Source organism: Terrimonas alba, from assembly GCF_042434975.1.
Taxonomy (GTDB): domain Bacteria; phylum Bacteroidota; class Bacteroidia; order Chitinophagales; family Chitinophagaceae; genus Terrimonas_B; species Terrimonas_B alba.
Genome location: NZ_JBHMQM010000007.1, coordinates 255,390 through 274,811, shown reverse-complemented (window position 1 = coordinate 274,811; position 19,422 = coordinate 255,390). Strand labels below are relative to the sequence as shown.

At 42.4% G+C, this 19,422-nt stretch carries 22 protein-coding genes; all 22 read left to right on the top strand.

The window, feature by feature from the left end; translation table 11 throughout:
* Positions 1 to 26 precede the first annotated feature (26 nt).
* The 22 genes from ACFEL9_RS20410 (at position 27) to ACFEL9_RS20305 (ending at position 19,389) form a co-directional block, all read left to right on the top strand.
* The gene (locus tag ACFEL9_RS20410; RefSeq protein ID WP_385894078.1) at positions 27 to 269 is read left to right on the top strand and encodes a hypothetical protein; all 243 of its coding nucleotides are present in this window, start codon (positions 27 to 29) and stop codon (positions 267 to 269) included.
* A 17-nt stretch (positions 270 to 286) separates the two neighbouring features.
* On the top strand, positions 287 to 1,237 hold the full coding sequence (locus ACFEL9_RS20405) for a PstS family phosphate ABC transporter substrate-binding protein (RefSeq protein ID WP_385894076.1): 951 nt from the start codon (positions 287 to 289) through the stop codon (positions 1,235 to 1,237).
* A gap of 43 nt (positions 1,238 to 1,280) precedes the next feature.
* On the top strand, positions 1,281 to 3,002 hold the full coding sequence (locus ACFEL9_RS20400; protein WP_385894074.1) for a tetratricopeptide repeat protein: 1,722 nt from the start codon (positions 1,281 to 1,283) through the stop codon (positions 3,000 to 3,002).
* Positions 3,003 to 3,126: 124 nt separating this feature from the next.
* Positions 3,127 to 3,522, top strand: a complete 396-nt coding sequence (locus ACFEL9_RS20395) for an NADH-quinone oxidoreductase subunit A (RefSeq protein ID WP_276500949.1) — start codon at positions 3,127 to 3,129, stop codon at positions 3,520 to 3,522.
* Between the two features lie 111 nt (positions 3,523 to 3,633).
* Positions 3,634 to 4,218 (top strand): NADH-quinone oxidoreductase subunit B, encoded by a 585-nt coding sequence (locus ACFEL9_RS20390; RefSeq protein ID WP_446753365.1) that lies wholly within the window; start codon positions 3,634 to 3,636, stop codon positions 4,216 to 4,218.
* A 144-nt stretch (positions 4,219 to 4,362) separates the two neighbouring features.
* Positions 4,363 to 4,953 (top strand): NADH-quinone oxidoreductase subunit C, encoded by a 591-nt coding sequence (locus ACFEL9_RS20385; RefSeq protein WP_385894072.1) that lies wholly within the window; start codon positions 4,363 to 4,365, stop codon positions 4,951 to 4,953.
* Between the two features lie 40 nt (positions 4,954 to 4,993).
* The gene (locus ACFEL9_RS20380; RefSeq protein ID WP_385894070.1) at positions 4,994 to 6,217 is read left to right on the top strand and encodes an NADH-quinone oxidoreductase subunit D; all 1,224 of its coding nucleotides are present in this window, start codon (positions 4,994 to 4,996) and stop codon (positions 6,215 to 6,217) included.
* 245 nt (positions 6,218 to 6,462) lie between these two features.
* The gene (locus tag ACFEL9_RS20375; protein ID WP_385894068.1) at positions 6,463 to 6,963 is read left to right on the top strand and encodes an NADH-quinone oxidoreductase subunit NuoE family protein; all 501 of its coding nucleotides are present in this window, start codon (positions 6,463 to 6,465) and stop codon (positions 6,961 to 6,963) included.
* A gap of 17 nt (positions 6,964 to 6,980) precedes the next feature.
* Positions 6,981 to 7,421 (top strand): copper resistance protein NlpE, encoded by a 441-nt coding sequence (locus tag ACFEL9_RS20370; RefSeq protein WP_385894066.1) that lies wholly within the window; start codon positions 6,981 to 6,983, stop codon positions 7,419 to 7,421.
* A 64-nt stretch (positions 7,422 to 7,485) separates the two neighbouring features.
* Entirely contained in the window at positions 7,486 to 7,908 is a 423-nt protein-coding gene (locus tag ACFEL9_RS20365) for a nuclear transport factor 2 family protein (RefSeq protein ID WP_385894064.1), read from the top strand.
* 9 nt (positions 7,909 to 7,917) lie between these two features.
* Positions 7,918 to 8,214, top strand: coding sequence for a DUF2442 domain-containing protein (locus ACFEL9_RS20360; RefSeq protein WP_385894062.1), 297 nt, complete (start codon positions 7,918 to 7,920; stop codon positions 8,212 to 8,214).
* Complete coding sequence (locus ACFEL9_RS20355; RefSeq protein ID WP_385894060.1) at positions 8,177 to 8,398, top strand: DUF4160 domain-containing protein; 222 nt, start codon at positions 8,177 to 8,179, stop codon at positions 8,396 to 8,398. The genes ACFEL9_RS20360 and ACFEL9_RS20355 overlap by 38 nt, the downstream gene beginning before the upstream one ends.
* Positions 8,399 to 8,466: 68 nt before the next feature.
* Complete coding sequence (nuoF, locus tag ACFEL9_RS20350) at positions 8,467 to 9,816, top strand: NADH-quinone oxidoreductase subunit NuoF (protein ID WP_385894058.1); 1,350 nt, start codon at positions 8,467 to 8,469, stop codon at positions 9,814 to 9,816.
* 45 nt (positions 9,817 to 9,861) lie between these two features.
* Positions 9,862 to 10,239 carry a GxxExxY protein gene (locus ACFEL9_RS20345; protein WP_385894056.1) on the top strand — a complete coding sequence of 126 codons (378 nt, stop codon included), beginning with the start codon at positions 9,862 to 9,864 and terminating at the stop codon, positions 10,237 to 10,239.
* Between the two features lie 45 nt (positions 10,240 to 10,284).
* A complete protein-coding gene (locus tag ACFEL9_RS20340) occupies positions 10,285 to 11,394 on the top strand; it encodes an NADH-quinone oxidoreductase subunit G (RefSeq protein ID WP_385894054.1) in 1,110 nt (369 codons plus the stop codon).
* A gap of 5 nt (positions 11,395 to 11,399) precedes the next feature.
* A complete protein-coding gene (nuoH, locus tag ACFEL9_RS20335; RefSeq protein WP_385894052.1) occupies positions 11,400 to 12,458 on the top strand; it encodes an NADH-quinone oxidoreductase subunit NuoH in 1,059 nt (352 codons plus the stop codon).
* Between the two features lie 252 nt (positions 12,459 to 12,710).
* Positions 12,711 to 13,262, top strand: a complete 552-nt coding sequence (gene nuoI, locus ACFEL9_RS20330) for an NADH-quinone oxidoreductase subunit NuoI (protein ID WP_385894051.1) — start codon at positions 12,711 to 12,713, stop codon at positions 13,260 to 13,262.
* Positions 13,263 to 13,355: 93 nt separating this feature from the next.
* Entirely contained in the window at positions 13,356 to 13,856 is a 501-nt protein-coding gene (locus tag ACFEL9_RS20325; RefSeq protein ID WP_385894049.1) for an NADH-quinone oxidoreductase subunit J family protein, read from the top strand.
* A gap of 306 nt (positions 13,857 to 14,162) precedes the next feature.
* Positions 14,163 to 14,495 carry an NADH-quinone oxidoreductase subunit NuoK gene (nuoK, locus tag ACFEL9_RS20320; RefSeq protein ID WP_385894048.1) on the top strand — a complete coding sequence of 111 codons (333 nt, stop codon included), beginning with the start codon at positions 14,163 to 14,165 and terminating at the stop codon, positions 14,493 to 14,495.
* A 132-nt stretch (positions 14,496 to 14,627) separates the two neighbouring features.
* Positions 14,628 to 16,529: an NADH-quinone oxidoreductase subunit L gene (gene nuoL, locus ACFEL9_RS20315; protein WP_385894046.1), complete on the top strand. Its 1,902-nt coding sequence runs from the start codon at positions 14,628 to 14,630 to the stop codon at positions 16,527 to 16,529.
* A gap of 2 nt (positions 16,530 to 16,531) precedes the next feature.
* Positions 16,532 to 18,013 (top strand): complex I subunit 4 family protein, encoded by a 1,482-nt coding sequence (locus ACFEL9_RS20310; RefSeq protein WP_385894044.1) that lies wholly within the window; start codon positions 16,532 to 16,534, stop codon positions 18,011 to 18,013.
* Between the two features lie 5 nt (positions 18,014 to 18,018).
* The gene (locus tag ACFEL9_RS20305; protein WP_385894043.1) at positions 18,019 to 19,389 is read left to right on the top strand and encodes an NADH-quinone oxidoreductase subunit N; all 1,371 of its coding nucleotides are present in this window, start codon (positions 18,019 to 18,021) and stop codon (positions 19,387 to 19,389) included.
* Positions 19,390 to 19,422 lie beyond the last annotated feature (33 nt).

The window sequence follows — 19,422 nt, the reverse complement described above, 5'->3', positions numbered from 1 at the left end:
TTTGCCCACCACGAAAGTCACTATTCATGATTGAGGAATATGAAAAGCAAAAAAGAAAACAGATTGCGCTGCGAAAAGCAATAATGGATTATGCAATCGGTGGCCTGATTACCTGCGTCGGCATTTTTTTTATGATCAGGGACAGGCTCACTCTGCAGTTCAATGAAAACTTTCCCCCTAATGACATCGATAAGATTTTTGGATTTATCTGCATTTTATATGGTGTATGGCGCATGTACCGGGGATACAAAAAGAATTATTTTAAGTAAGTGATGAAAGGTGATAAATGAAAAAGAAGGCTCTGATGCAAGCATTTATTAGTACGAAATACCTGGTTTTTATACTTTCTTGTGCTTTTTTTCTACTGAACGGTTGTCAGTCATTTAAGGAAAAAGAAAAGACGTTATTGGATACGCCTGACCGGGGCCTTATACATGTGAGTGCGGACGAATCTTTCAAACCTATCATCGATGAACAGGTAAAAGTATACGAAGCCAACCATCCCGGTACCCGAATAAACGTTACTTACAAGCCGGAAGCGGAATGTTTGAAAGATATGGCCATAGACAGCATCCGGATGATCATTGCGACGAGAGGATTTAGCGATCAGGAGAAAAAATTTATCGTTGACTCTTTCAGGATTTCCCCAAAAAAGATGGTGATTGCCCGGGATGCGGTCGCTGTTATTGTAAGCCCTGAGGCTGAGGATTCATTATTTACCATATCGGAGATTAAGGAAATACTTACCGGAAACTTTAAGAAAAAATTAATCCCGGTATTTGACGGAGTGCAGGCAACCAGTACGGTACGTTTTATCGTCGATTCTGTATTGAAAAACGATTCTCTCACTCCCGCAGCAGTAGCTGCAAGAACAAGCGAAGGTGTTATTGACTATGTAGCGAAAAACCCACAGGCAATCGGGTTTATTGGCGTAAGCTGGATCGGTAATAGAGAAGATGAAAAACAAATCAGTTTTTTGGAGAAAGTAAAGATGGTGCAATTAGAAAGCATGGACCTGAAGGGCAAGTATATATTGCCCGTGCAGGCCAATATTTACCTGCGCAGATACCCTATGGTACGTGATTTGGTATACATATTGAAAGAGAAGCACCGCGGATTGGGAAAAGGATTTGCAGATTTTATGAGCGGCGAGATAGGACAATTAATTTTTAAAAGGGCCTACCTGATGCCGGCGCAGAAAGATTTTACCTTCAGGCCAGTTCGGGTAAGCGAATAAAACAAAGTGGTTATATTTACAACTCTTAAAAAGTGAAAGAAAAATGAAGAAAATCTCTATTACATTTTTGGTCACTAGCCTACTGTTTGTAAGTGCTGTTAAGGCACAATCACTACAGGACGGTGTAAATGACCTTTACGCGGAACGTTACAAAAGTGCAAAAGCAACATTCGAAAAGTTATTAGCCTCTAATCCTAATAATATCGATGCTACTTACTGGCTGGGCCAGACTTTAATTGAAATGGATGACACAGCCGGCGCTAAAAATCTTTATAGTAAAGCCTTGTTAAGTAGTGCTAACGCTCCTTTGGTAATAGTGGGTATGGGGCAAGTGGAGCTAATGGAGAATAAAACCAGCGAAGCCCGTCAACGTTTTGAAGCTGCTATTACCATGACCCGTGGTAAGAAAGGTGATGACCCTGCTATTTTGAATGCGGTGGGCCGTGCTATCACAAATACTTACAATGTAAAGGAGAAAAAAGGGGGCGATATCAACTATGCAGTAGAAAAATTGGAAGTTGCTGCACAGAGAGATCCCAAAAATGCTAATATATTTTTAAACCTGGGTAATGCTATTCGTAAAGCAAAACCTGGAGAAGCAGGTGGAGCGGCTTTTCAGAATTATCAGAAAGCTACTGAAGCAAATCCAAAATTTGCACCGGCTTATCATCGCATGGCACAGCTCTTCAACAGCCAGCGCAACTGGGATTTGTACGAAAAATACCTGAAAGATGCCATCAATGCTGATGCCCGTTTTGCCCCTGCTTATTATGATCTGTATTATTTAAAATTGGGCCGTGATTTTGCTGCCGCTGAAGACTATGCTAAAAAATATATTGCCAATACTGACCAGGATCCTCAAAATGATTATTTGAGATGCCAGACACTTTGGGCTAAAAAAGATTTTGACGGAGCTATTGCCTGTGCCAAGAATATTATTGCACAGACAGGAGCGAATGCAAAAGCCCGTTCTTATAAATTGATCGCCGATAGCTATTTGCAAAAGAAAGATACAGCGTCGGCGAAAGAACCTGTTGATCAATATTTCGCTAAAGCGAAACCCGATGATTTGACTCCATTGGATTACCAAATGAAAGCAGCTGTTTATTCAACCATTCCCGGTCAGGAAGCTGTGGTATTAGCTGCTTACCAGGAGGGGATTAAAGCAGATACGGTTTTGGAAAACAAGATTGACTTATTGAAAAAAGGTACTGCTTTCTTTGGTGGTAAAAAGGATTATGTAAACGAATCACAACTTCAGCAGTTGATTTTGGAAACAAAGCCTAACCTTAACATCAATGATTATTTTGCTGCTGGCATCGCTAATTATCGTGCTCAGCAGTATGCAAAATCATATGACATATTTAAAGTGGTTGCGGAGAAATTCCCTGATCAGCCATTTGGTTGGGAATGGATGTTTAACAATGCAAACGTGCTCGACACAGTTAAAAAGGACAGTATTGCTTTACCAGCTGCTGAAAAGTTGTTGGCATTTGCCCAGAAGGATTCTGTGAAATATGCAAAACAAATTTCAAGTTCGTCTTATTTCCTGGCTACTTACCACCTGGAAAAAGGAGATAAAGCAAAGGCAATAGATTATTTGAAGATAATGATGAATGCTTCCGCTGATCCGGCTGTTAAACAAAGCATACAAAAGAACATTGACGATCTTTCAAAGCCAACGCCGGCACCCAGGCAGCCTGCTAAAAGTTCGTCACCGAAAAGTAGTTCCGGTAGCGGAGCAAAGAAATCTTCCGCAGGATAGATATTATGTATAAATCTGATTTAATTATAGCCCGGGTAACCGGGCTATTTGTTTGCCCTGGATATTTGGAATTTCCGTTGATTATTGATGTTGCTACCTTATTTTTGCTGCCGAGGCAAAAAAAATGATCCACTTACTCCAGATAAATCCATCCACCTCTGATGCCGGTTCTTATTTACCGGTTGCTATACAGGTAATTTTTGCGGTAGGTCTTGTCGCTTTTTTGATGGTAGCGACCCATTTACTGGGCCCTAAAAGAAAAACTACTGACAAGTTGCAGGGTTTTGCCAGCGGAATTGAAACACATGGTGATGCCCGCCAGCCAATGGCGATAAAATACTTTCTCACAGCGATATTGTTTGTCCTTTTTGATGTAGAAGTGATTTTTTTCTATCCGTATGCGGTAAATTTTAAGGAGCTGGGTTGGAGCGGTTTTTGGGCCGTTATCATGTTTGTGGGATTTTTCCTCTGCGGATTTCTATATATTATAAAAAAAGGCGCATTGAAGTGGGAAGACTAGCTTGAAAAACCGGAGAATTGGCTTCACAGAAACGGAACTTTAGCCAGTTACGTTTGTTTTTACTAAGAAGTGAGTTCAGATTTTCAAATTGTTGAATTTTCAAATTTGTTTATGTCACGTCCTGTATCATATAACATCACACAGAAGCCACTGGTGGCCGATATAAGCATGGCTGAAATGCCCGAAGGTCACCAGGGGGAAGGTTTTTTTGCTACGTCGTTGAATAGTGTTATTGGCCTGGCAAGAAAAAATTCGATCTGGCCCTTGCCCTTTGCAACATCCTGCTGCGGTATTGAGTTTATGGCTACCATGGGTGCACATTATGATCTGGCACGTTTTGGTAGTGAAAGAGTGGGTTTTTCGCCCCGCCAGTGTGATTTGCTGATGGTAATGGGAACTATTGCCAAAAAAATGGGCCCTGTTGTAAAACAGGTTTATCTGCAGATGGCAGAACCTCGCTGGGTGATGGCCGTTGGAGCCTGTGCATCCAGCGGTGGCATATTTGACACCTACAGCGTATTACAAGGGATAGACCAGGTAGTGCCGGTAGATGTGTATGTTCCGGGCTGTCCTCCGCGTCCCGAAGCAATTATTGACGGTGTGATGCGGATACAGGATTTGGTAGGTAGAGAAAGCCTGAGAAGGAGGAATAGTGAAAAGTATAAAGCGTTATTGGAGAGTTATGGAATACAATAGCCCGCTGTCCTCCGCCGCGGCGGAGAAACTTGGGAGGCAAAGTATTTAGTCTGGTGAACAAGGTTTATAAACTAAATTTTTAATCACCTGTAATGTCTTTTCGACATTCGGGATTTAAGGCTCCGCCGTGGCGGATTTGGGTTTATGTCTCTTACAAACGAACATATCAGACAACGGCTAACGGAAAAATTTAGTGACCAGGTTTCGGGTTTTGAAGAGCCGTATGGCATGCTCACTTTTGAAGCCCCGAAAGAAATAAATCTCAAAGTCCTGAATTTTTTATACGATGATGAGGAGTTGAAATTCAGGTTTCTTACCGATCTCTGTGCCGTACATTACCCGGGAAATAAAGACAAAGAATTAGCGGTTGTCTATCATTTGCACAATCTCAGGGACAACGTCCGTATCCGTTTCAAGGTATTTACCAAAATAGATAAGCCGGACGTTTACACGGCTACAGGATTATTTTCAGCCGCCAATTGGATGGAAAGAGAAACCTATGATTTTTACGGGATCAATTTTGTCGGTCATCCTAACCTGAAAAGGATTTTGAATGTCGATGAGATGGACTACTTCCCGATGCGCAAGCAATACCCACTGGAAGATCAAAGCCGTATTGATAAAGATGATGAAATGTTTGGCAGGGGTGGAACGATTGGATTTGGCACAGAAAAAACGGATCACGGAACGATAATCGAATCGGACAAAGACAATGTGGGCGAAAATATTGTTTGAATTATAAACTAATGATCCCTTTAAAAAGGATTGGGCTATCATGGCTGAACAGCATATAAAGCTTCCGGAAGGGAGTATTGAGAAAACCACTACCACGTTAAACCTGGGGCCTACGCACCCGGCCACGCATGGTGTAATGCAGAATATCCTGGAGTTGGATGGTGAACGCATTGTTTCTGCAGAGCAAACAATCGGCTATATTCACCGGGCTTTTGAAAAAATTGCCGAGCATCGTTCCCTGTACCAGATTACCCCACTTACAGACAGGTTAAACTATTGTTCGTCGCCTATCAATAATATGGGCTGGCATCTCACCTGTGAAAAATTATTAGGCGTGAAAACGCCTAAAAGAGTGGATTATCTCCGGATCATTATCATGGAACTCGCCAGGATATCCGATCACCTGATCTGTAATTCTATTGTTGGTGTGGATAGTGGTGCGTACACCGGTTTTTTATATGTGATGCAATATCGTGAGCTGATCTATGAAATATATGAAGAGGTTTGCGGTTCACGTTTGACTACTAATATCGGCCGCATCGGCGGTTTTGAGAGAAATTTCAATGACATCGCGTTTCAAAAAATTCAAAAATTTCTCGACGAATATCCACGGGTATTAAAAGAATTTGAAAACCTGTTTACCCGCAACAGGATATTTATGGAACGGACTATCGGCGCAGGTCCTATCAGTGCTGAGCGGGCTATGAACTATGGCTTCACCGGTCCTAATCTTCGTGCCGCTGGTGTAGATTATGACATACGTACACATACACCTTATAGCAGCTACGAAGATTTTGAGTTTGATATTCCCGTAGGAACTACGGGTGACTGCTATGATCGTTTTTTAGTTCGAAACCAGGAAATGTGGCAATCGCTGCGCATCCTTGACCAGGCATTTAAAAAAGTGCAGGAATTTAAAGGAGCGGAGGCAGATATTTATCACGCTGATGTTCCTGAATACTATTTGCCCGAAAAGAAAGATGTGTACACAAAGATGGAAGCATTGATCTGGCATTTCAAGATCATTATGGGTGAAATCGTTATGCCACCGGGTGAAGTATATCAGAGTGTGGAAGGTGGAAATGGGGAGCTTGGATTTTACCTGATCAGTGATGGTGGAAGAACACCTTATCGTCTTCATTTTCGCAGGCCATGCTTCATTTATTACCAGGCTTATGAAGAGTTGACAAAAGGTGCTATGCTCAGTGATGCAATCATCGTGATGTCATCATTGAATTTGATTGCAGGCGAAATGGATGCTTAACCCCTGTCCCCTAAAGGGGGACTTAGGTCAATCATTCTTTTTCAATTTGAATAGTTCTTATTAAGAGTAGTTGAATATTGTGTTGTGGACTTCAATACCCAGATGGGCACTTGTTGCGTCGCACACATCAGCTTTTAGATCATTGATCAACCAGATTAAAAAATAAAAACTCTTTCATCTATTGGAGTGTTTCAGGCACCCTTTAAGAGATGGGAGCAAAACTTCCCTTTAGGGGTTGGGGAAATATGATAAAATTTTCAGACGATAAATTAAAGGAGGTGCAGGGAATTATTTCCCGGTACCCGGATGGAAAACAAAAAAGTGCTGTCATCCCTGTACTGCATTTGGCGCAGCAGGAGTTTGGTGGCTGGCTCGATGTGCCGGTGATGGATTATGTAGCAACACTGTTGAATATTACGCCTATTGAAGTGTATGAAGTAGCTACTTTCTATAGCATGTTCAATTTGAAACCTGTCGGCAGATATATGTTCGAAGTTTGCCAAACAGGGCCCTGCATGGTTAGTGGCAGTGATGATATCATTGATTATATAGGAGAGAAATTGGGTATCCGCCCTGGTCAAACAACCAACGATGGCATGTTTACTTTAAAGACGGTGGAGTGCCTGGGAGCCTGTGGTTATGCGCCAATGATGCAGATGGGCAAATATTATAAAGAGCATTTGACAAAGGAGCGGGTTGACCAGATCATTGATGAATGCAGGAAAAGTGTGGTTGCCAACAACTAAACCAAACGCTTGCACATATGAAAAAGATCATCAGTCTGATGAGTTTGTTCTTTGTTTTTGTGGCATGTAATAATGCTGGTAATAAAAAAGAGGAATCGAAAGATACCAGTACAGCAGCCCAGGTAGTAAAAAAGGAACCGGTGGTGACAGAAAGTTATCATGGGGTCATACCTTGTGCTGATTGTGAAGGTATTGAAGTGTCTCTTAGTCTTATGGATAACGGCACCTACAGCAGGCGTGATTTGTATATTTCAAGAAAAGCGAAGGAGCCGGGCAGTAATGAATTTTCTTACCATGATAAATTCATGATGCACGGTGATACATTGCACCTGCTGGGCATTACTGAGGGAGCGGATCATTATTTAAAAACAGATTCGACGCTGATCCAGTTGGGAGCCGATAACCAGCGGATAACCGGGAACCTGGCGTATAAATATGTATTAAAGAAAACGAACTGAATTTATAAGTGAGGCGATAGAGTGATAAAAGAATATACTTTAAAAAATAAATAGTGGACAAAGAATGCGGATTTGGATCACTGTGATTTTGCTCTTTACAAGTTTGATTCTTGTTGCACAGGTTGATTGCGTTGGCTTAAAAGAAGCGATGCGAACCCTGGATAAAGCATTAGTGGAAAAAGACAGCGTTGCTTTGTCAAGACTGTTGCACAATAAAGTAAGTTTTGGTCATTCTAACGGTTGGGTACAGTCACATGATGATGTGTGGAATGATTTTGCAAGCGGGAAGTTATCGTATCAAAAAATTGAAAATAGCCTCACGACGATTGCTGCTATTAATAAGAAATGGGCAACCGTGAGAATGAATATTGCAACTGAAGGAAAATTGAATGATAAAGTTTTTGCGATGAACCTGCATGTATTACAGGTTTGGATGAAAACAAAAAAAGGCTGGCAGTTGATAGCGAGACAAAGTGCGAAGTTATAATGAAAGAAAATGAGCAAATTAATTCCATATTTAAAAAAAGCGGAAGCTAAACCCGGATATAAACTTTTTGTGGAGTTTGAAGATGGAATAAGTGGGATTATTGATTTATCCAAATGGAGAGGAAAGGGAGTATTTGATTTTTGGAATGAGGAAGTGAATTTTGGAAAATTTGTTATAACTGAAGATAAAAAGCTGGAATGGAATGAAAATATTGATATGGACCCGGACGCTTTTTATTTACAGTTGATTGGAAAAACTTTTGAGGAATATGCGGGTAATAAGCAGCTTCTACGGAATTCTCATTAAAATGTATTTCGGCGATCATGTGCCGCCACATTTTCACGCAGAATATGCTGAGTTTTCGGCCCAAATTTCAATAATGGATTTTGGAATTATCGAGGGAAACTTACCGCCGAAAGCTTTGGGGGACTTGTTGCTGAATGGGCCAGCATGCATAAGGATGAACTTATGGAGAATTGGAAATCATTGAGTGAAAATGGACCAGGAACTTTTAAAAAAATTGAACCATTAAAATAAAATCCTTTTCAAGGATAAGGCATGGGAAGAAAATTATTATTAGAAAAAGCTCACGTTGAAAACATCAGGTATTATGATGTGTATCGCCGTGAAGGTGGTTACAGAAGTGTGGAGAAGGCGTTGAAGATGGCGCCCAATGATATTACCGAAGAGGTAAAAAAGAGCGGATTAAGAGGACGCGGTGGCGCTGGTTTCCCTACAGGAATGAAATGGAGCTTTTTGGCTAAACCCGAAGGCGTACCCCGCTACCTGGTAGTAAATGCTGATGAATCAGAACCCGGAACCTTCAAGGATCGTTACCTGATGGAGTTCATTCCCCACCTGCTGATTGAAGGAATGATCGTTTCGTCTTTTGCATTAGGCTCTAATCGTTCTTATATCTACATCCGTGGGGAATATGCCTGGATTGTTGATATTCTCGAACAAGCGATAACAGAAGCAAAAAATAATGGGTGGTTAGGAAAAAATATCCAGGGCAGTGGTTTCGATTGCGAGATCTATGTGCAGCGGGGCGCCGGTGCTTATATCTGTGGCGAGGAAACAGCTTTGTTGGAATCCCTGGAAGGCAAAAGAGGTAATCCAAGAATAAAACCTCCATTCCCGGCTGTAAAGGGTTTATGGGATTGCCCTACAGTGGTAAACAATGTTGAAACCATTGCCGCTGTTGTTCCCATTATCAATGAAGGAGCTGACGAGTATGCAAAGATTGGGGTGGGTAAATCAACAGGTACAAAACTTATTTCAGCCTGTGGTAATATTAATAAGCCGGGTGTTTATGAAATCGATATGACCATCTCTGTCGAAGAATTTATTTTCAGCGATGAATGGTGTGGCGGTATCAAAAATGGTAAAAGATTAAAGGCTTGTATTCCGGGCGGTTCTTCAGTTCCTATTTTGCCAGCTAATCTATTGTTGAAAACAGCCAAGGGTGCCTCCCGAATGATGAACTATGAAAGCTTGAGTGATGGCGGTTTTGCAACAGGAACTATGATGGGATCGGGTGGGTTTATTGTGTTGGATGAAGACCAGTGCGTCGTAAAACATACGTATACACTAGCAAGATTTTATCGTCATGAAAGCTGTGGTCAATGTTCGCCATGCCGTGAAGGAACAGGCTGGATGGAAAAATTATTATTGCGTTTGGAAAAAGGGCAGGGTAAGCTGAGTGATATTGACCTGCTTTGGGATATACAGCGAAAAATTGAGGGAAATACCATTTGTCCTTTGGGAGATGCGGCTGCATGGCCCGTAGCCGCAGCTATCCGTCATTTCAGGGATGAGTTTGAATGGCATGTGCTGAATCCGGGTGAGTGTACAAAAAGAAACTATGGTTTGGCGCATTATGCGGAACCATTAGGTGTACCTGCGTAAAAGTTTTCACGCAGCGATAGCAACGGGGCAACGGACGCGATGTATATGAATGAAAATGAAATAGCCACATTGGCATTAGATATTTGTTTTGCGATTCATCGGCAATATGGACCTGGGTTATTTGAAAGTGTTTATGAAGAAATATTTTGTTATGAATGGGCAAAGACTGGAATTCCTTTCAAGCGACAGTTTGGGATTTCAGTGGTTCATGAAGATATCAAAATGGATATTGGGTTTAGGGCTGATGTAATTTTGGACGATAAAGTGATTATAGAGATAAAGAGTATTGAGAATTTGGCGGATATACATTTTAAACAAGTGTCGACTTATTTAAAATTGGCAAACATTAAGCTGGGCTTATTGATAAATTTCAATGTAGTGCTTCTTAAAGACGGAATAAAAAGGATTGCTAATAAATTATAAAACGTTGCGCCGCATTTTCTTTGCGTTCGCTGCGAGAAACAAAATATGGCTGAAGAAAAGAAATTATTTAAAGTAACCATTGACAATATCTCCATCGACGTGGAGCCAGGAACAACTATCCTGATGGCTGCACGAAGGATTGGTGGGGATGTTACACCACCGGCAATGTGTTTCTATAGCAAACTAAAAGGTAGTGGTGGCAAGTGCCGGACTTGCCTGGTGGAAGTAGCAGCTGGCTCTACCGCAGACCCAAGGCCAATGCCAAAACTGGTAGCAAGTTGCCGTACCACGGTAATGGATGGCATGATTGTAAAAAATATCACCAGTGAAAGAGTAATGGATGCAAGGGCCGGTGTGGTGGAATTCCTTTTATTAAATCATCCGCTCGATTGCCCGATTTGTGACCAGGCCGGTGAATGTCACTTGCAGGACCTGAGTTACGAACATGGTAAAGAAGGCACCCGGTATGAGTTTTCCAGAAGAACATTTGAGAAAGAAGATATTGGTCCCTACATACAACTGCACATGACAAGGTGCATTCTTTGTTATCGTTGTACCTACGTCGCCGATCAGTTGACCAACAACCGTGTACATGGTGTACTGGATCGGGGAGATCATGCCGAGATATCAACCTATATTTCCAAAGCTATCGACAATGACTTCAGCGGAAATATGATTGATGTATGCCCTGTCGGTGCATTAACCGATAGAACCTTCCGTTTTAAAAACCGTGTTTGGTTTACCAAGCCGGTTGATGCGCATCGTGATTGTCCAACCTGTAACGGCAAGGTAACACTTTGGAATCGTGGTGACGAAGTGTTGAGGGTAACTGCCAGGAAAGATGAATGGGGTGAAGTGCAAAGCTATGATGGCAAACCAGGCTGGATATGCAATGACTGCCGCTTCGATAAAAAGAAGTTGAGTGATTGGGTAATTGAAGGTCCGACCAAAGTCAATCGTCATTCAGTTATTTCAGCCAATCATTATGTCGGAGCAAGAAAGCCGCAGGAAACGATAGCAGAAGTAATGGGCGGAAGACAACCGAAATTGTTGATGGATATTCATACCATCAGTGATGTAAATGATCCGACTGTTGACCTAAGTGAAATAAACGGGCCGGCAACAGGTGCAACATTTAATAATAAGAAACAATAATGGCAATGTATTTCCTCGCAGTTGATTGGTTTTTTATTTTGGAAAAATTTGTGTTGATAGCGGTAATTGTTTCCCTATCGATGGTGGTAGCTATGTATGCCACCTATGCTGAACGTAAAGTAGCCGCCTTTCTGCAGGATCGTATTGGTCCTAACCGTGCGGGTATTTTTGGATTGCTGCAACCTCTGGCTGATGGTGGCAAGCTATTTTTTAAAGAAGAGATCATACCTCTTCTGTCTTCGAAGTTTCTTTTCATACTGGGACCAGCTTTGGCAATGATAACCGCATTGCTAACAAGTGCCGTAGTTCCCTGGGGACCATCTTTCTCCATCGGTGACAGGCAGATTAATTTACAGATAGCGGACATTAATATCGGCATCCTGTATGTGTTTGGAGTAGTCAGCCTTGGCGTATACGGTATCATGATCGGCGGCTGGGCATCTAATAATAAGTTTTCATTATTGGCAGCTATACGGGGAGCTTCCCAAATGGTATCCTATGAGTTACCAATGGGGCTTGCTTTGATTGCATTGCTGATGCTGGTAGGTGATTTGCGCATGAGTACCATTGTGGGAAACCAGTTAGGTGATGGATTTTTCAACTGGCATATCTGGTATCAGCCATTGGGCTTTCTTATCTTTTTTGTGTGTGCCCTGGCCGAGTGTAACCGTACACCGTTTGATCTGCCGGAAGCAGAAAATGAATTGAACTTCGGTTATCACCAGGAGTACTCATCTATGAAACTGGGTTTCTATCTTTTTGCTGAATACATCAATATGTTTATCAGTGGGGTGATCATGTCAACACTGTATTTCGGTGGGTATGATATACCTTTTGTAAATGAAGCAAGCTGGGGGCTGGCTCCATGGTTATTATCACTGATTGGTTTTTCTGTGTTAATGATCAAGGCATCGCTGTTCATATTCCTGTTTATGTGGATCCGTTGGACCATTCCGCGTTTCCGGTTTGATCAGCTGATGAAGTTGGGTTGGAGAACATTGATACCACTGGCATTGGTCAATATGATATTGACTGCCGCGGTGGTGCTGTGGTTGAAGAGATAAAGCCCCATCCCGATCCCGACGAAATGTCGGGACCATCCAAACACAGCCCTCGCTTTTCGAAAATACCGATAACATCTGTGTCTTCGGGAGCGTTGAGTAGAGATATAAAATTGATGTGGTAGTTATAATGATGATTAAAGTGATATAGTACCGCCTCCTCGTCCTGAGCTTGTCGAAGGATGGGAGAGGAGGAAGGGAGGTGAGGCCTTATATTTGCGAAAAATTAAAATCTCCTGTTGGGAGAGTTGAGATATGCAATTAACACAAAGAGCAAAACAAGTGGACCGCAAGCCAATGACCTGGCTGGAGAAGATCTACCTGTGGAATATTGCGAAAGGGATGCTGATCACGTTATCGCATTTGTTCAAAAGAAAAGCAACCATACAATACCCCGAGCAGAAAAGAACTTTTTCTAAAGTGTTCCGCGGACTGCAGATATTGAACCGTGATGAAGAGGGGCGTGAACGCTGTACCGCCTGCGGTCTTTGTGCTTTGGCCTGTCCTGCAGAAGCTATCACGATGGAAGCGGCAGAACGGCAGCCGGGCGAAGAACATCTATACCGTGAAGAAAAATATGCGGCAAAGTATGAGATCAACATGCTGCGTTGTATTTTCTGCGGCTATTGTGAAGAAGCCTGTCCGAAGGACGCAATTTATTTGTCGCAGACGTTTGCTCCGGCGAATTACGGACGACAGGGGTTTATCTATAAAAAAGAAGACCTGTTGATCCCTAATCCGAAGGAAAACCCGGAAGCCTATAAAAAAGCGTTAGGGGACAGGGCAGCGGGAGTTCAGGGAGTTTAATAGGCAACTTTTGAAGTTAGTTCTGATAATTAATTAATTAAAAAAAAGCATCCAGGGTTTGCATCCGCGACGGCGGAGAAAAGCTATTAGCTTATGGGAATTACACAAATATTGTTTTGGTTACTTTCAGTGATGGCTTTGTTTGGGGCTTTGATGGTGGTAGTTAGCAAAAATCCCGTTTACAGTGTGTTGTGGCTCATCGTTACCTTCTTTGCCATTTCCGGTCATTATATTTTATTGAATGCGCAGTTTCTCGCAATTGTAAACGTCATCGTGTATGCAGGTGCGATCATGGTCTTGTTCCTGTTTGTGATCATGCTGATGAACCTGAATAAAGAAACAGAACCACAAAAAAATCGCTGGTTAAAAATTGCCGGGGCTTTAGCGGGTGGGTGTTTGTTGTTGATCCTGGTTGCAGCTTTGAGAAATAGTGAAATAAAAGGTCGGCTGGCACAGGTAAAAGGGGGGGATATCGGTCTGATCAAAAACCTGGGAAATGAGTTGTTCACGACCTACGTAGTACCGTTTGAGATAAGCAGTATTCTGTTTTTAAGTGCCATGATAGGTGCGGTAGTGATTGGGAAGAAAGATTAACCCCCTGTCCCGTCCTGAGCGAAGTCGAAGGGAAGGGGGAACTTAGATCGGGTATTCTTATAGTTTTTTGAATGTTCTTTTAATAGTTAGTTGAATGACTGTGGAACCCGCTTTAGTTTTTTATGGCACCTGCCTGCCGGCAGGTCGTCCGTTGCGCCTGCCCCTACGAGGAGCAAGGCGACGGAACTCGGGGTCGCATTCTTTAACTAATAGTTCTTTATTCAATATTAAAAAATAGTACACTTGCAGCCCTTTGGGCAGTGAGTGGCAAGTCCCTTCTTTGGGAGGGGATTTAGGGGAGGCCGTATGCCAATAAATTATTACATATTTCTGTCCATTGCTTTATTCTGCATCGGTATTGTGGGAGTGCTCACTCGCCGTAATGCGATCATCATCTTTATGTGCATAGAGCTGATGTTGAATGCCGTGAATTTATTATTGGTGGCATTTTCAAAAATGCACCACCTGAATGCCGCTGCCACTGGTAATGCAGTAGCCGGTACGGACGGACAGTTATTTGTATTCTTCATCATGGTAGTTGCGGCAGCCGAGGTGAGTGTGGGGTTGGCCATTATCGTGATGATGTATCGTAATATTCATTCGGTTGATGTAAATTTTTTGAACAGGTTAAAACACTAGGCCTCATCAAACCCCTCCGGTGGAGGGGCTTAAGGAGTCCTGATCATTGAATAACTATTTTTTAAAAGACCACTATCAGCTTCAGGGCTGTGAGTGGATACTCCACCTTTAGGGGGAGCCAGAACGGGTTTTATGAAGAACGCATTAGACTTGGTTTATTTAGTTCCGCTGCTGCCGCTGATCGGCTTTTTGATCAACGGTCTTGGCCGAAAGCTTTTGTCAAAAGAACTGATCGGTATTATCGGAAGTGGTACTGTATTCATTTCATTTCTCATCAGTGTATGGGTATTCATGCAGGTGAAGGGGGGCAATACACATGTGGCCAATTATTTCACCTTTATCGCTGTTGACAAATTAAACATTCCCTTTGCGTTTCAAATTGACCAACTATCTTCCATCTTCCTGCTCATCATTACCGGGGTTGGATTTTTAATACATGTCTATTCCACTTCGTATATGCATGAGGAAAAGACGGAACATTTCGGCAGATACTTTTCCTATCTCAACCTATTCGTCTTTTCGATGTTGTTGCTGGTGATGGGCGCCAACTATGTGATCATGTTTATCGGTTGGGAAGGTGTTGGATTGTGCTCTTACCTACTGATCGGTTACTGGTTCAGGAATACAGAATACAACAAGGCGGCGAACAAGGCATTTATCATGAACCGGATCGGTGACCTGGCTTTCCTGATCGCTATTTTCTGGTTGATCAGCAAACTGGGTTCTGTTTCTTACGGTGATGTTTTTGCTAATGTATCCAAGCTTAGCGGCACCGACCTTACCGCTATTACCATATTATTATTTATCGGAGCTACCGGTAAAAGTGCCCAGATACCATTATATACCTGGCTGCCTGATGCGATGGCTGGTCCTACTCCTGTGTCTGCATTAATCCATGCTGCTACGATGGTTACGGCGGGCATTTATATGATTGCCAGGAGCAATATTTTATACTCATTGTCACCGGTAACCATGACCATCGTGACAATTATTGGATTAGCTACTGCACTGGTTGCCGCTACGATTGCCCTTAAGCAGAATGATATCAAAAAAGTGTTGGCTTACTCTACGGTAAGCCAGTTAGGATATATGTTTCTCGCCCTGGGGACAGGGTCGTATGTTGCCGCGGTTTTCCATGTGATGACACATGCCTTTTTCAAAGCGTTATTGTTTCTCGGAAGTGGTAGTGTGATTCATGCCATGGGTGGCGAACAGGATATCCGCAAAATGGGTGGCTTAAGTAAATACATGAAAACAACCAACTGGACTTTTTTAGTGGGTTGTTTGGCAATTGCCGGTATTCCGGGGCTTTCAGGCTTCTTTTCAAAGGATGAAATATTAGCCGGTGCATTTGCCAAATCACCCATCATATATGCGATAGGTTTGGGAACGGCTTTGCTTACGGCTTTTTATATGTTCAGGTTGTATGCAACAACATTCAAGGGAGCCTTCCGCGGTACTCACGACCAGGAACATCATTTGCATGAAAGCCCCTCCGCCATTACTATCCCACTGGTTATACTGGCCATACTTTCTATCATCGGTGGCTATGTAGGTGTGCCTGAGTTCATCATGCATGGAGCACATTCCTTAAAAGAATTTTTAGCGCCGGTGTTTGACGGATCCAATAAGATCTTAGAGACCCATGAAGTTTCACATGCTACGGAGTGGATGCTGACCGGGGTATCAACCGCACTGATTGTTGTCACTATTGTATTTGCCTGGAATAAATTCAGCAAAAAGCCTGACACGGAGGAAGCTACAGGATTTGGAAAAGTGTTGGCGGATAAATGGTATGTGGATGAGTTGTATGAAAAGATTATTGTGAACCCGCTTGACAAGCTGGCGCTGTTTTTTAAGAATGTTTTTGAAAAAAATGTGGTAGATGGTATTGTGAATGGAGTAGGAAAGGCAGTTAATTATGGCAGCCGTCAATTAAGGCTGCTGCAAAGTGGACAAGTAGGAAGTTACGTGTTGTTGATGGTATTGGGCATGGTATTGTTTTTTGTATTTCAATTTTTCCTGAGAAAATAATTATGATCCCTGTTTTATTAATAGTAATTCCATTACTGACCGGGCTGGCTGCATTCCTTATAAAGAATGAAAAAGCGGTGCGGTCATGGGCTTTGTTTTCGTCGATTGTTACGCTGGTCGTTTCTGTGGTAGGGCTGACTGTACTAAATGAAGCAAAATGGCTGGAGCACCAGTCCGCATTCATGTCGACACTCGGAAGCAGTTTTGCTGTGAAACTTGATGGAATGGGCCAGTTACTTTGCCTGTTAAACACGATCGCCTTTCCGCTCATCTTTATTTCTACCTGGAACTCTTCCTATAAAAAGCCAAATAGTTTTTTTGCCCTGATGCTGTTGTCACAAGCAGGTATGATGGGTGTGTTCCTGGCAATGGATGCTTTGTTGTTTTATTTCTTCTGGGAACTGGCGCTGATACCCGTTTATTTTCTGTGTTCGCAATGGGGTGGCGAAAAACGGATTGCTGTTACATTTAAGTTTTTCATTTATACGTTCGTAGGCTCCTTGCTGATGTTGGTTGGTATTTTATTTATTTATGCCAAAACGCCTGACCATTCTTTCGCAATTCAATCTTTTTATTCCACCGGAGCAAGTTTGGCAAACAAGGATCAAACCTGGTTGTTCTGGTTATTCTTTATTGCTTTTGCTGTAAAGATGCCCATCTTTCCCTTTCATACCTGGCAACCTGATACGTATGAGCAATCACCTACGGCAACTACCATGGTATTAAGCGGCGTCATGGTTAAGATGGGCGTACTGGGGGTGATTCGGTGGTTATTACCCGTACTTCCGATTGCTTCTTATTCATTGGGAGATAGAGTTTCATGGTTGGCAGTTATTGGGATGATCTACGCTTCATTGATAGCCATAAAACAAGATGATATTAAAAGATTGGTGGCCTACTCTTCCATTGCTCACATTGGTTTGATGTGCGTGGCTATTTTCTCAGAAAACAAATTGGCTATGCAGGGGGTAATGATTCAAATGTTTAACCATGGTATTAATATTATCGGGCTCTGGATCGTGGTCGAACTGATCGAAAGACAATTTGGAACAAGAAAGCTGTCTGAACTGGGTGGACTTGCACAAAAAGCCCCTGCAATGGCCATCCTGTTTGTGGTAATTGCCTTGGCCAATATCGCACTACCATTGACCAACGCCTTTATCGGGGAGTTCCTCATGTTCAGCGGTATTTTTGGCTCTCAGGTCACCAAACTTAATATCTGGTTTACGGTATTGGCTGGAGTTTGTATTATTCTCGCGGCCATCTATACCCTGAACCTGGTTCGCAAAATATTTTATGGGGAGTCAGTAATCCGGACAGCAAATGCATTAGATACTCAGCTGAATGAAAAGTTGGCACTAAGTGCTATTGTTGTACTCATTTTTTGGATAGGAGTATACCCACAACCAGTTTTGAATATCACAAACGAAATCACAGATAGTATTTTAAAAATATCAGATGTACGTCATCTGCTAACGAAGTAAGAGGTATGAACGCTTTAATATTGTCGGCAATTTTTGGAGTTATTATGATGTTCAGCGGTGTTTTTCTGAAACAGAAAAATACAGTGCGGATGGTTGCAATTTTAGGAGTAGCAGTTTTACTGGTATCGAATATCCTGGAGATGAGCGGCATTTTATTCTTTAAGGTGAATACAGCAGGTATGATGCATTTTGACAGGTTTGCATTGCTGTTTAACTCCATAGCGTTTATTTCCGCACTAATCTATTTTATCTTATCAGCAAAAGATATTGAAAAGGTCGGTGTTCATTATGGCGAGTATTTTGCGCTTGCCTTTTTTATACTTAGTGGTATTGTACTGACTACTTCGTTCAAATCATTGCTAATACTTTTCCTGGGGATTGAAATTATTTCGATTCCATTATACATTCTCACCGGAAGTGATAAGAAGAATTTAAAAAGCAATGAAGCATCATTGAAATATTTCCTGATGGGTTCCTTTTCCACAGGGTTGATGTTGATGGGAATTACGCTTATCTATGGAACCACAGGCACATTTAGCGTGGATCAGATGAAGTTTGTCGTTGACAAACCATCCCTGTTACCGGTGGCCGGCATGTTGTTGCTCATTTTTTCTATGGCCTTTAAAGTATCTGCGGCGCCGTTTCATTTCTGGACACCGGATGTATACGATGGTGCGCCAACCGTTTTTACTTCTTTCATGGCTACTATCGTAAAGGCGGCCGTGTTTATCGGTTTCATCCGGTTGTTCGATGAAACGTTTGGAAGTTTTCATGCACAATGGCAGTTGTGGATTGCAATCATAACCGTAGCTACTTTATTTATCGGAAATATCACCGCTGTATTTCAGCAAAGCGTAAAAAGAATGCTGGCTTATTCGAGTATCGCCCAGGCTGGCTTTATGCTGCTGGCCCTGTATGCAATGAATACCGATGCGAAAGAGGGGATTCTGTTGTACGCTGCAGCGTATTGCCTGGCTACCATTGGCATTTTTTCCGTGTTAGCAAAAATGAGTGATTATAGTTTTGAAGGGTTCAATGGCCTGGCAAAACAGCAACCACTCGTAGCAGCGGTTACAACGATCTTATTTTTATCCCTGGCTGGTATTCCGCTTACAGCCGGCTTCCTGGCAAAATTCTATATGCTGAAGGCAGCTCTGGGCAATGGTGACCATGTTTGGCTGGTGATCTTTGCGGTGTTGATGGCTGCGGTGAGTGCTTACTATTATTTCCGCGTCATACAGGCTATGTACTTTAAAGAGGGCCAGGCCACTATACAGGCATCCCCGGCTTTTAAATGGTCTTTGGCAGGATTAGCTGCTGTTATTATTATCCTGGGCGTATTCCCCAACGTATTGCTTTACTGGTTCTATTTTTAAGTTACCTGTTTCCAGTTGCCAGTAAACCGGTAA